The 11,660-nt window shown below is 63.9% G+C and carries 12 protein-coding genes; 7 read left to right on the plus strand and 5 right to left on the minus strand.

Features of this window, described 5'->3' with window-relative positions; genetic code table 11:
- Nucleotides 1-62 precede the first annotated feature (62 nt).
- The 3 genes from tssC to AB4Y44_RS30420 are packed head-to-tail and all read right to left on the minus strand — an operon-like array spanning nt 63 to nt 2,867.
- On the minus strand, nt 63-1,556 hold the full coding sequence (gene tssC / locus AB4Y44_RS30410; RefSeq protein WP_368701649.1) for a type VI secretion system contractile sheath large subunit: 1,494 nt from the start codon (nt 1,554-1,556) through the stop codon (nt 63-65).
- 18 nt (nt 1,557-1,574) lie between these two features.
- Complete coding sequence (gene tssB / locus AB4Y44_RS30415; RefSeq protein ID WP_368701650.1) at nt 1,575-2,129, minus strand: type VI secretion system contractile sheath small subunit; 555 nt, start codon at nt 2,127-2,129, stop codon at nt 1,575-1,577.
- 60 nt (nt 2,130-2,189) lie between these two features.
- On the minus strand, nt 2,190-2,867 hold the full coding sequence (locus tag AB4Y44_RS30420) for a tetratricopeptide repeat protein (RefSeq protein ID WP_342924641.1): 678 nt from the start codon (nt 2,865-2,867) through the stop codon (nt 2,190-2,192).
- Nucleotides 2,868-3,221: 354 nt separating this feature from the next.
- Between AB4Y44_RS30420 and tssJ the strand changes: the two genes are divergently transcribed.
- From tssJ to AB4Y44_RS30455, 7 genes are all read left to right on the plus strand, one after another.
- Nucleotides 3,222-3,836, plus strand: coding sequence for a type VI secretion system lipoprotein TssJ (gene tssJ, locus AB4Y44_RS30425; RefSeq protein ID WP_342924640.1), 615 nt, complete (start codon nt 3,222-3,224; stop codon nt 3,834-3,836).
- A gap of 114 nt (nt 3,837-3,950) precedes the next feature.
- Nucleotides 3,951-5,297 carry a type VI secretion system baseplate subunit TssK gene (gene tssK / locus AB4Y44_RS30430; protein ID WP_368701651.1) on the plus strand — a complete coding sequence of 449 codons (1,347 nt, stop codon included), beginning with the start codon at nt 3,951-3,953 and terminating at the stop codon, nt 5,295-5,297.
- Nucleotides 5,294-6,076: a DotU family type IV/VI secretion system protein gene (locus AB4Y44_RS30435; RefSeq protein WP_342924638.1), complete on the plus strand. Its 783-nt coding sequence runs from the start codon at nt 5,294-5,296 to the stop codon at nt 6,074-6,076. The genes tssK and AB4Y44_RS30435 overlap by 4 nt, the downstream gene beginning before the upstream one ends.
- Nucleotides 6,077-6,319: 243 nt before the next feature.
- Nucleotides 6,320-7,399 (plus strand): ABC transporter substrate-binding protein, encoded by a 1,080-nt coding sequence (locus AB4Y44_RS30440; RefSeq protein WP_368701652.1) that lies wholly within the window; start codon nt 6,320-6,322, stop codon nt 7,397-7,399.
- Nucleotides 7,400-7,425: 26 nt separating this feature from the next.
- Nucleotides 7,426-8,250 carry an ABC transporter ATP-binding protein gene (locus AB4Y44_RS30445; protein WP_368701670.1) on the plus strand — a complete coding sequence of 275 codons (825 nt, stop codon included), beginning with the start codon at nt 7,426-7,428 and terminating at the stop codon, nt 8,248-8,250.
- Nucleotides 8,251-8,302: 52 nt separating this feature from the next.
- Nucleotides 8,303-9,091 (plus strand): ABC transporter permease, encoded by a 789-nt coding sequence (locus tag AB4Y44_RS30450; RefSeq protein ID WP_342924636.1) that lies wholly within the window; start codon nt 8,303-8,305, stop codon nt 9,089-9,091.
- A 16-nt stretch (nt 9,092-9,107) separates the two neighbouring features.
- Nucleotides 9,108-9,983, plus strand: coding sequence for a transporter substrate-binding domain-containing protein (locus tag AB4Y44_RS30455; protein ID WP_368701653.1), 876 nt, complete (start codon nt 9,108-9,110; stop codon nt 9,981-9,983).
- A gap of 6 nt (nt 9,984-9,989) precedes the next feature.
- Here AB4Y44_RS30455 and AB4Y44_RS30460 read toward each other — a convergent pair whose 3' ends face one another.
- Entirely contained in the window at nt 9,990-10,886 is an 897-nt protein-coding gene (locus AB4Y44_RS30460) for a lysozyme inhibitor LprI family protein (protein WP_342924634.1), read from the minus strand.
- 41 nt (nt 10,887-10,927) lie between these two features.
- Nucleotides 10,928-11,440, minus strand: a complete 513-nt coding sequence (locus AB4Y44_RS30465) for a hypothetical protein (protein WP_342924633.1) — start codon at nt 11,438-11,440, stop codon at nt 10,928-10,930.
- Nucleotides 11,441-11,660 lie beyond the last annotated feature (220 nt).

An 11,660-nucleotide genomic window follows, 5' to 3' on the forward strand; every position in this document is an offset into this window, starting at 1 on the left:
GAACGATCCGCGGATCAACGGCGGACCGCTCCGGCTCAACTCATTCACACGCTTGCGCGGCTTTACGAATTAGCCGGTTTCGGCAGATCCGCCACGAGCCGCAGCGAAATCGACAATTCGTCGAGCTGGAAGTGCGGCCGCAGGAACGCGACCGACCGGTACGAACCCGGCTTGCCCGGAATCTCGCTGACCTGGATCGATGCCTCGCGCAACGGAAACTGCGCCTTTTGCTCCTGCGAGGCGTTGTCGTCGAGCAGCACGTACTGCGAAATCCAGCGGTTCAGGAACACTTCGACGTTCTGCGCGGACGCGAAGCTGCCGATCTTGTCGCGCATCATCGCCTTCAGATAGTGCGCCACGCGCGACACCGAAAAGATGTACTGCAGCTGCGCCGAAAGCACGGCATTCGCGTTCGCGTTGTCGGTACTATATTTTTTGGGCTTCTGCACCGACTGTGCGGCAAAGAACGCAGCGTAGTCCGAGTTCTTGCAATGGACGAGCGGAATGAAGCCGAGGTCGCTCAGTTCCTTTTCGCGCCGGTCGGTGATGGCGATTTCGGTCGGGCATTTCAGCGCGATCTCGCCGTCGTCGGTCTTGAACGTGTGCGTGGGCAGGTCTTCCACGAGGCCGCCGCCTTCCACGCCGCGAATCGCCGCGCACCAGCCGAAGTCGTCGAACGCCGCGGTCAGGCGCGCCGCAAAGGCCCAGGCCGCGTTGCACCACAGGTATTTGGCGTGATCGGTGCCGTCCACGTCTTCGACGAAATTGAAGCCTTCCGCCGTCGCGCCGTCCTTCGGGTTGAACGGCAGGCGGCCGAGAAAGCGTGGCAGCGTGAGACCCACGTAGCGCGAATCTTCCGCGTCGCGAAACGACTTCCACTTCGTGTATTCGACGGTGTCGAACACCTTGCCGAGATCGCGCGGCTTGCCGAGGTCGGCGAACGACTCGAGTCCCAGCAGTTCCGGCGACGCCGACGCGACGAACGGCGCATGCGCCGCCGCCGCGACGTGCGACATCTGCTCGATGAAATACATGTCTTCGGGCTGGCGCGTCACTTCATAGTCGCCGATCAGCGCACCGAACGGCGCGCCGCCGAACGTGCCGAACTCTTCTTCGTAGATCTTCTTGAAGAGCGCGCTCTGGTCGAATTCGACGGCGGTCTTGAAGTCGCGCACGATGTCGCGCTTGGGCGCGTGCAGCGCCTTGATCTTGATGGTCGAGCCGGTATTGCTTTCCTTGCACAGATACTCGAGGCCGCGCCAGGTGCCTTCCAGCCCCTGAAATTCGGGCGCGTGCATCACGGCGCTCAACTGGGCCGAGATCAGGCGGTCGAGTTCGGCCACGCGGGCATCGATCGTCGCGGATAGATTGTTCGAGACGATCACGGTGCCGTCCAGCACCTGATGCACGAGCTCGCCGATGAGGTCTTTCGCGCGCGCGTGCTCGGATTCGGATTTGGCCACCTTGCTCTTTTCGACGATCTCGTCGAGCAACGAGGGCGCGGCCTGAGCTTGTTCCAGGGCCGGTGCGCGAACTGCGCCAGTCTGCTGATTCATGTCGATCTCCCCTGGCGCTTATTGACCGTTGCCGTCACTGGATTCGTTGCGCTCGCCACGCTCCGCTTCGCCGGCGCCACCCGTGTTGCCCGCGAGCGCCTGCAACTGCTGCGTATTGGCCAGCACCTCGCTCAGCAGGTCTTCGAGCTTGTCGTTGCCGGCGAGCTTGTTGCGCAGGTCCGCGAGCTTCGAGCGCGCCTCGAGCAGGCGGCGCAGCGGCTCGACCTGCGCGACGACTTCGTCGGGATTGAAGTCGGCCATCGAACGGAAGCGCAAGTCCACGGCGAACTTGCCGCCCGCCTCGCTCAAGCGGTTCTCGACCTGGAAGGCCGCGCGCGGCTCGATGCCCTTCATGACGTCGTCGAAATTGTCGCGGTCGATATTGACGAACTTGCGGTCGCGCAGCCGCGGCTGTTCGACTTCCGACTGGCCCGCGAGATCGCCCATCACGCCGACTACGAACGGCAGCTCCTTCACCTCAATGGCGTCGCCGAGCTCGACTTCGTACGTCAACTGGACGCGCGGCGGCCGCACTTTCTGCAAGCGCTTCTGAATACTTTCTTTCCTGGCCATCGAGGGCTCCCCTGTTCGAGTCGTTCAAGACCTGTTGTCAGCAATTCACCGCCACGCGGTTCAGCGCAGTGCGCTGAACGGATCGGACGCGCCACCGCTTGCCGCCGCTTTGGCCGGCGCCGCTTTGTCGGGCGCGGGAGCCACAGCGGGGGGGGCGGCGGGTGCAGCCGGCGCGGCCTCGGCCGTTTCAACGGGCTTCGCCGCCGGCTTCTGCACGTGGCGCACGATGCGGCGCTTCTTGGGCGCGGGCTTTTCCGCCTGCTCGGGCGGGAACAGCGAATCCTCGCCGAGCGTGTCGCGCAACTGCTTCGCGAGCGCCTGCGCATCGGACTTCGCGTCGCCCTGCAGCGAGGCATCCTGGCGCAGTTCGCCGAGCGACTGCGTCGCGACCCGCAGGCCGGCCACGGCCAGCACGCTCTTCGCCGCACGGTCGGTTTGATCGCGCTGCAGCGCTTCCTGCGCCGCCACGATGGCCTGTCCATAGTGTTGCTGCTGGAACTGGATCTGTGCGATGCGCGACCACGGCTCTTCGCGCGTGGGATCCGCCGCGGCGAGTTTCTGGTAAAGCGCGATCGCGCGATCCTGATCGCCGCCCTTCGCCGCGGTATCGGCGTCGGCTAGCGCCTTGTTGAATGCGTCTGGCGATGCCGCGAGATTATGGTCCTGCGTAGCGCAGCCCGCGATTACCCCGCATGCCAGCACCACCCCGGAGAGCCTTGAAATGACCCGGTTTATCATTCTTTCACCAACGTGTAGTTATTAATTCGATGGGAGGGAACTAGAGTTTTGCTTTAGCTCTAGCGCGCGGGTATAGTACAGCCCAAATTTTGATAATTCAACTTCTTAATGTAATGCGCCGACACTAAATAGCTTCTTTGCCGCGGGGTTTACTGCCACAAGAAATTCACACAGGAAAGAATTTCTCACTCGTGCAATTGAAAACACGAGCGAGCCGGAAAAGTTTGCCGCTTCACATAATCAGCCGCTTATCGGCGCCACGCGGGGTTAAATGCACCTTTATGCGGATAGCATTATTCGAATCGCATATCACCACTTAACGGACCCCGGGCATTCTCGCCTGGCCAACAAATAATGAATGCGCGTCTTATTCGTTTCGCATCGATCCTCATGGTCACGGCGCAACTCGCCGGCTGCGCGGCGGCCGTGCCGGCGCTCGGCAGTGCGGCGTCGGCGGCCTTGCAGCTCGCGGGCATCGGCAAGCCCGACGTGCCGGACAGCCAGAAACCCCCGCGCGACCTCGGTATCACGCTACTGGCGGCGCAAAACCTCAACGCGGCGACCGACCACAAGCCGCTGGCGCTCGTCGTGCGGCTCTATGTACTGAAGGACCCGACCTCGTTCCAGCAGGCGTCGTTCGATACGTTCACCGACCCGGCAAAGGAAAAGAGTGCGCTGGGCGCCGACCTGCTCGGCGTGCGTGAAGTGACGCTCATTCCCGGCCAGCGATATAACGCCACCGAAAAGGTTTCACGCGAGGCGCAGGCATTCGGCATCGTCGCGCTATTCCGCGATCCGGCCATGCAGCGTTGGAAGTTCGCCTTCGATCCTGCGAAATCCGAAAAATCCGGCATAATGGTCGGCCTGCATAACTGCGCAATGACCGTCACGAGCGGCACGGTGATCTCGCCGGACCAGGGATTACCGCCGCAGCACTTGAATCTGCTTTCGTCGGTAACTTGCGGGTGAATAAAGGACAAAGCACCGGGCAGAGTAACGAGCACGCGGGATATTTAACAATTTCAGTCCGCCGATCGCCGGCGCGAGCGGCACGGGCCGAATCACGCATATAGCCGATTTAACATGAGTTATTCCTCGAAAGTGCTTTGGGGAGAAGGCCTGTTCCTGAGGCCTCAGCACTTCCAGCGGCAGGACGCCTACCACGAAGCGCGCCTCTTCGAATCGATCCAGGCCATTGCGCCGTACAACTGGGGTGTGCGCACCGCGCGGCTCGACCACGACGCACTGGGCAGCAACATGCTGCGCATGAGCGAGCTTGCGCTCGTGTTTCCGGACGGCACGCTCTACAGCGCGCCGCAGGCCGACGACCTGCCTCCGCCCGTGGCACTCGACACGCTGCCCGAGGGCATCAACGAATTCACGTTCTACCTGGCGCTGCACCAGATGCGCGAAACCGGCACGAACTACGCGCCGGATCGCAACGACGGCTTCGTCACGCGCTACGTGAGCGAGCAGGCGAGCGTCGCCGATCACTACACGGACGCGGCACAGGCCGACGTGACGTTCCTGAAAACGAACGTGAAGCTGATCGCGCACAGCGAGCCGCGCGACCAGTTGCTCTCGGTGCCCGTCGCGCGCGTGCGGCGCACCGCGACTTCGGGATTCGAGGTCGACGAAAGCTTCGTGCCGCCGAGTCTCGCCATCGAAGCGTCGCCGCTACTGCACCAGCGGCTGCGCCGCCTCATCGACGCGTTGCAGGCCAAGGTCAATGCGCTCTATGGCTTTCATCGCGAGCCGACCAAGAACATCATCGAGTTCCGTTCGGGCGACATCGCCTCGTTCTGGCTGCTGCATACGGCGAGCGGCGCGTTCGCCACGCTCGCGCATCTCTATCAGCATGCGGCGCTTCCCCCCGAGCGGCTCTTTCACGAGCTGCTGCGCCTCGCGGGGCAGCTCATGACGTTCTCCAAGGGCTACGCGCTGGCCGACCTGCCCGCGTACCGCCACGACGATCCCGGCCCCGGCTTTGCGCGCCTCGATGCGATTCTGCGCGACCTGCTCGAAACGGTGATCTCCACGCAATACTTCGCCATTGCGCTCGAAGAAGTGCGCCCGTCGTTCCATATCGGCCGGCTCGATTCGGGCAAGATCGACGACAAGACCACGTTCTACCTCGCCGTCTCGGCGGACATGCCCGCCGTCGATCTCGTCGAGGCGGTGCCGGCGCGCTTCAAGGTCGGCGCGCCCGACGACGTCGACAAGCTCGTGCTCTCGGCCATGCCGGGCGTGCGGCTCGTCTACACGCCCCAGGTGCCGCCCGCCATTCCCGTGCGGCCCGGCGCGTGCTATTTCGCCTTCGAGGCGCGCAGTGCGCTCTATGAGCGCATGATCCAGTCGCAGTCGGCCATGGTCTACGCGCCCTCGGGCATCAACGATCTCAAACTCGAACTCATCGCGGTGACGTCATGAGCAATGCCCCTTCCCTTTTCGGCGACGCGGCACCGGCCGTGAATCACGCCGCGGCCGCAACCGAACCCGCCTACCAGGTGCGCTCGCTGCTCGATCTGCTCTACGACGGCTTCTTCATGCTGTTCCTGTTGAAGAACGGCCGCGAGCCCGGCGACGCAAGCGAATTCGGCGCGCGCGTGCAGCAGTTTCTAGGCGATTTCGAGCGCGGCGCGAAGAAGCTGAACGTCGCGGCCGAAGACGTGTACGCGGCCAAGTTCGCGTTCTGCGCCGCGCTCGACGAATCGGTGCTGGCGTCGTCGTTCCGCATTCGCGCCGAGTGGGAACGTCGCCCCTTGCAGCTCGCGCTGTTCGGCGAGCAGCTCGCGGGCGAAAAGTTCTTCCAGTATCTCGAGGACTGCCGCGCGCAGGGCGCACCGCGGCTGCAGTCGCTCGAGGTCTTTCATATGTGCCTGCTGCTCGGCTTCCAGGGCAAGTACATTCTCGAAGGGCCGGAAAAGCTCGCCTATCTCACGGCGCGCCTGGGCGACGAGATCGCGCATATCAAGGGCAAGCGCGCGGCCTTCGCGCCGCATTGGCCGCTGCCCGACCAGGTTGCGCACCGTCTCAAGCGCGAGGTGCCGCTGTGGTCGATCGGCGCGGTGTTCGCGCTGGCGGGTCTGCTCGCGTGGCTCGGCCTCAGCACCTGGCTGCGCGACAACACGGTGCACATGCTCGCGCCGTATACGCAACTCATCAAGCTCGGGCCGCAATCGGCGAATCTGACGATCTCGCTGCCTTGAGCGTATGAAAAGGGCGTGACGTGCAGCCCGCCCCTTTTCGCACTCGATCAACACGAAAAGCCGGACCAAAGCAGCCGCAACGGATATTTCGAAGCAACAGCAGAAGTAGCCGGATTGACGCATTGTCGATACGAACAACTAAGCAAATCATAATTCGTTGGTTTGCCTGAAATCGTTGCAGATCGACAATCATCGAGCATCGTCAATTCACTTACCTACCTGCTCGTTGCCGAGTCTCCGCTCATGAAGGCGTTCCCCCTCCGTCGGCGCTCCGCCGGAACCGTTCTGCTTGCCGCGTACGCCGCTGCCGCCCTGATACTCCAAAGTGGTTGCAAACCGCATGCGGAGCAGGCGCAAGACGCGTCTGTCACGACCCAACACGCGTCGGCGCAGCAGGCAATCACCTACTTCAAGTACCCCGACAATCCCGCGTTCGACCTGGTCTATCTCGCCGACAAGCTCGGCTATTTCGACCACACGAGCACGCGGCCCAAATATGTCGGCAAGATTTCCGCGCCGCAGATCATTCCGCTCGTGGGTACCGGCGATATCGATTTCGGCACGCGCATGGTGCCGCTCGTCATCTCCGCGATCGCCAGCGGCGCCGATATCAAGGTCGTTTCGGCAGGCGGTGAAACGCTGCCCGACGCGCCGCACATGAAGTATTTCGTGCGCAAGGATTCGGGCATTCGCGGGCCGAAGGACTTCGAGGGCAAAACCGTGGCGTTCAACAGCTTCGGCGCGTGCGCGGAGTTCGTCACCAAAAAGTATCTGGCGCAGCACGGCGTGGATGTCTCGAAGGTGAACTGGCTCGTCGTGCCCGACAATCAGTCCGAGCAGGCGCTCGTCACGAAGAACGTGGACGTCGCGATCATTCATCCGCCCTTTTCCGGCTCGGCGGAAGCCGATCCGCAACTGCGCAAGCTATGGAGCGACTGGGACGAGGATCACGGCCTTGGCGGCATGGCGCCCTATAGTGTGAACGGCGCGTTCGCCCGCGCCCACCCGCAGGCGGTGCGCGACTTCGTCACGGCCATCGCGAAGGCGGGCAACTGGGTCAATGCGCATCCCGACGAAGCGCGCAAGCTGACGGCCGAGCGGCTCGGCATCGACGTTCGGCTCGTGGAGCGCTATGCCTACGTGAAGGACCTCGTGGTCACGGAGCCGCCCATCCAGTACTACATCGATATCCTCGAGCAGGCCGGCAAGATTCCGAAAGGCAAGGTCAACGTCAAGGATGTCTACACGAACGACTTCAATGAGTTCGCGAAGCACGAGGCCCAGGCCAGCGCGGCGACCTTGCCGAACGGAACACGCTCGTGAGCGCGGCGACTGCGCTACGCGAGAAGATCGTCGCGCACGATCTCTCGCTCACCTATGGCAACGCCCAAACGGACACGCACCATACGGTCCTCAAGCGCTTCGATCTCGCCGTGCACGAGGGCGAATTCATGGCGCTTCTGGGCCCGAGCGGCTGCGGCAAGTCGACTTTCCTCAACGTGCTCGCCGGCCTCACGCCGCCAACCTCGGGCGATATCCGCGTGGACGGCGCCCCCGTGAGCGCCGTGCGGCAAAAGCTCGGCTTCGTGTTTCAGGGCTACGCGCTCTTTCCGTGGCGCACGGTCCGCAAGAACGTGGAAGCCGGACTCGAAATTCGCGGCATGAAGCGCGCCGCGCGGCGCAGCGAGGCCGAACGCTTTTTGCGCCTCGTGGGCCTGCTGGAGTTTGCGGATCACTATCCGCATCAGCTTTCCGGCGGCATGCGCCAGCGCGTCGCCATCGCGCGCGCGCTCGCTTATGGCCCCGAGATTCTGCTGATGGACGAACCGTTCGGCGCGCTCGACGCGCAGACGCGCGAGTTGCTTCAGCAGGAATTGCTCGCGATCTGGGAGCAAAGCGCCACGACCGTCGTGTTCGTCACGCACAGCATCGATGAGGCGATCTTTCTCTCCGATCGCATCGCCGTTCTCGGCCGTGGCCCCGGCCGCGTGAAAGAGATCATCGACGTCGATCTGCCGCGCCCGCGTGACGCCGCGCTGCGTCACTCGGCGGCGTTCGTCGCGCTGCGGCAGCGCGCATGGGCGAGCCTCAGCACGGAACTCGACACGCGGCTCGACGCGCAGCCGCAAACCCATGCGTTGACGGGAGCCGATTATGTCCGATTCGATGTCTGACTCGATGTCCAACCCGGGCGCGGTCCGCGAATCCTCTCGCAGCCTGCGGCGCATGCGTGCCGCTTCATCTTTCGCGCACCTCTACGTAGGCGTGGAGCGCTCCATCGCGCTCGTCGCCTTCCTGCTGTTGTGGGAGTTGCTGCCCCGGCTCGGCGTGGTCAACGCGGCTTACCTGAGCCCGCCTTCACAGGTCGCCCTCGCCATCGCGCGGCTCTTCGAAAACGGCGACGCGTGGACCCATATCGGCGCGAGCGCCGTGCGCTCCATTAGCGGCTTGCTGCTCGCCGTGGCGGGCGGCATCGTCAGCGGCTTCGTGCTGGGATGGTTCCGGCGCGTCGAGCGCATCGTCGATCCCGTCTTTCAGTTGCTGCGGCAGGTGTCGGCCTTCGCGCTCTTTCCGGTGTTCATGCTGTTTCTCGGCATCGGCGAGTCGTCGAAGATCGCCATTGTCGTGTGGGCCGCGTTCTGGCCGGTCCTGCTCAACACCATCGCGGGCGTGAAGCAGGTCGAGCGCGTGCTGATCGACTGCGCGCGCTCGATGGGCGCCTCGCAGCGCTTCATCGCGACGAAGGTCGTGCTGCCGGCTGCCCTGCCGCAGATCCTCACGGGCGTGCGTCTGGCGGGCGCGTACAGCATTACGGCGCTGGTGGCGGCGGAAATGATCGGGGCGCGTTCGGGGCTCGGCTTCTATACGCTCAATTCGCAGGAGACGTTTCAGATTCCCGACATGTACGCGGGCATCGTACTACTCGCCATCTTTGGCTTACTGATCAATCAAAGCCTGTCGATACTCGAACGGCAACTGCTGCGCTGGCGCGTCGGGCTCGCGCAGAATGGCTAGGAACGCTCGACTCGAAGTGTCGCCAGTTCCGCGGCGCTGGCCGTGGCCGGCCACCGCGCGAACGGCCACGCTCGCATCGCTTGCATTAGTCGCCCTGCTCGCGTGGGCGCTGAACGGCGACTTGCCACGCGCCCTTCCCGACAGCGACCGGCCTTTCGCCGCCGCAGCAGCGCGCGGCGTGCTGATCGTGGCGGTGCCCCCGCGCCCCGCGCCCACGCTTTACGTCGGGAAAGTCAACCGCGCGCTGCGCGCGCCCGATCCGTTCGCGGCGGCGCTCGCTTCGGATCTCGCTCGCCGCGCGGGACTGCCCGTGCAGTTCCTGCTGGCCGAGCCGGCCGCCGCGCGCGCCGCCCTGCAGTCGGGCAGAGCCGATGCCGCCATCGCCGGCCTGGGCTTCTCGCCCGACGCGCGGGTTGCGTTCGCAGCGGCTTCGTATTCGAGCGGCCGTGGCATGGCGCTCGTGCTGGGCCATGGCGCTGTGCGGACATGGCGCGACCTGCGCGGCCGCGCGATTTGCGCATCGCGAGGCAACCCTTATGCACAGCGCGCGGCGCGCGAATACCACGCGGGCGTGCACGATTTCGACCGGCCGCTCGATGCCCTGCTGGCGTTCCAGGCAGGCGATTGCGCCGCGCTGGTCGACGACGAGTTCGTGATCGAGGCGCTGCTCAAGCAGGCAGACTGGTCCTACTATCGCCCGCTACCCGGAACGATCGCTGCGCAGGCCGCGTTCGTCGCCACGCGCGCGGGCGACACGGCAAGCACCGTCTTCGTCGGCGACACCGTGATGGCGTGGCGACGCAGCCGGTGGCTGGCGACCGTGCGCAAAGATCAGGCGATCAGCCTCGCGTTCGACATGTTCAATGCGGAAAACGACCTGTATTGCCACTAGTTGCCACTAACCACGTCGCTTCAGTTCTGCCACGCGCAGCTGATAGCTTTTCAACAGGCACGCCTTGTCGCCGCACGCATTGCGTGAGGTTCGAAGCCATGCCCGTTGCTCTGCCCTTAGCCGGTCTTTGTTGCTCGAGACCTTCAGCTTCTGGTTAAAGAGTTCGGCCATGGTTTTATCGATGCTGGCAAGCTCCGAATCTCCGCAAACCAGTTGTGCCTGAGCAGAGATGAGTTCGCTGCAATTGAAGCTTTGCGCCAGCGCCGCTTTCGTTGCGGGCTGTGCTTCGAGCAGCCCTGGCCGGCAAAGCCCGTGAAGCAAGGTGCACGCGACACTGCGTCCGACCCACGCCATGTCCGACGCGCCATATTGCTCGACGAAGCGATTGATGCCGGCGTGGCTCACACCCCGTTGCATGGCGTTCGCCGCGATGATTTCGTTGCAGAGCGAGTCCTCGGCATAGGTGCTGCCAGCGCGCCGATAACAACTGTGAAAGCCAAGCTGTCCCGTGCCCATGACACTTCTGCGCTCCCCAGAGGCGAACAGGATCGAGGCGCATGCGGACGCGCACCTCGCGTCGTCCGCAACGATCGTATAGACCCTGACCCGGTCCATGGCGTCCACCACGCGAAACGCCGCTTCGACATTTCCGCCAGGGCTATCCAGGACCAGGGGAACGAGTCCTTCGCGATCACGGCCGGCGAGTTTGGCGGCCGCCAGAAACTTTTCGGCATCGCCACTCTGAATCTTTCCCTTCCCGATCACCATGTTCAGTTTTAGATCGGGTTGGTAGTAGATCTTGAACTCCATGGCCCGCAAGACGCCGGGCGGCACGAGCAGCGCAGCCAATAGCCACGCACGCGCGAGGCGGTGCAGGGTCGTCGAATGCCGCGCGTTACGCATACGCGCCTCCGTGAGGCGCAAGCCTCTGAACGGAACCTGGTCTAGAACCCGCGCCTCAGGTTCCGGTCGCGTAATGGATCGGGCGTCTTCTGCGTGAGCCGCAAGATGCCCTGATCATCGAAGTAGAAATGAAACATCATGTAATCGACGTTGTTCTCGATGTAACGGTAGGACCAGACTTCCCGCTGCATGCGCGAAAAGTAGGCCGTTTCCGCGGGCCGGCCGAAATTGATCAGAACATCGTTGCGTGTCCACTCGTTGATTTTCGCGCGATAGAACTCGCTCGCCTGCATGACCTGACGCACGCTCACGACCTTGCCGCTCGCATCGACGTCGGCAACGGTGTTCGTCGACCCCATTGGCTGGGTCGGCCACATGAGACGTTTGCCGCCGTCCGGCAGGTTATAGGTTTCGCGCGGCGGCCCGAGACGCGCGATCAACGCGGACTGGTCGGCGCCGGGCTCGACGCTTTGCCACGGCTGGGCGCAGCCGGCCACGAGCGCCACCACGGCGGCAAGCCACGCTTGCTTTACGAACCTGGACAGAGTCCCCATTCTCGCTCCCCTGAGCAGCGAACCTGGCGAGCAGCACGTGCAGATCATGCCGGCCGCGCAGGCCGCGGACAATCGGACCATGGTCCTACCGGCAAGAACAGCCGTGGCGGCACGCGAGCAAGCGCTGCCAACGCGCTTGCCCGTTGAAAACGAAGCGCCAAAGAGTATGCTTTGCTCTGATATTCGGGCTCCCGGGCATCTGAGATGCCCCACCTGTGCG

Source organism: Paraburkholderia sp. BR10937, from assembly GCF_040965695.1.
Classification (GTDB): Bacteria; Pseudomonadota; Gammaproteobacteria; order Burkholderiales; family Burkholderiaceae; genus Paraburkholderia.

Bases quoted from the DNA above. Each gene is read 5' to 3' on its own strand.
- tssK (WP_368701651.1), top strand. From the start codon at position 3,951: ATGAGTTATTCCTCGAAAGTGCTTTGGGGAGAAGGCCTGTTCCTGAGG.
- AB4Y44_RS30420 (WP_342924641.1), bottom strand. From the start codon at position 2,867: ATGATAAACCGGGTCATTTCAAGGCTCTCCGGGGTGGTGCTGGCATGC.
- AB4Y44_RS30440 (WP_368701652.1), top strand. From the start codon at position 6,320: ATGAAGGCGTTCCCCCTCCGTCGGCGCTCCGCCGGAACCGTTCTGCTT.
- tssB (WP_368701650.1), bottom strand. From the start codon at position 2,129: ATGGCCAGGAAAGAAAGTATTCAGAAGCGCTTGCAGAAAGTGCGGCCG.
- AB4Y44_RS30465 (WP_342924633.1), bottom strand. From the start codon at position 11,440: ATGGGGACTCTGTCCAGGTTCGTAAAGCAAGCGTGGCTTGCCGCCGTG.
- AB4Y44_RS30460 (WP_342924634.1), bottom strand. From the start codon at position 10,886: ATGCGTAACGCGCGGCATTCGACGACCCTGCACCGCCTCGCGCGTGCG.
- tssC (WP_368701649.1), bottom strand. From the start codon at position 1,556: ATGAATCAGCAGACTGGCGCAGTTCGCGCACCGGCCCTGGAACAAGCT.
- AB4Y44_RS30450 (WP_342924636.1), top strand. From the start codon at position 8,303: ATGCGTGCCGCTTCATCTTTCGCGCACCTCTACGTAGGCGTGGAGCGC.
- tssJ (WP_342924640.1), top strand. From the start codon at position 3,222: ATGAATGCGCGTCTTATTCGTTTCGCATCGATCCTCATGGTCACGGCG.
- AB4Y44_RS30435 (WP_342924638.1), top strand. From the start codon at position 5,294: ATGAGCAATGCCCCTTCCCTTTTCGGCGACGCGGCACCGGCCGTGAAT.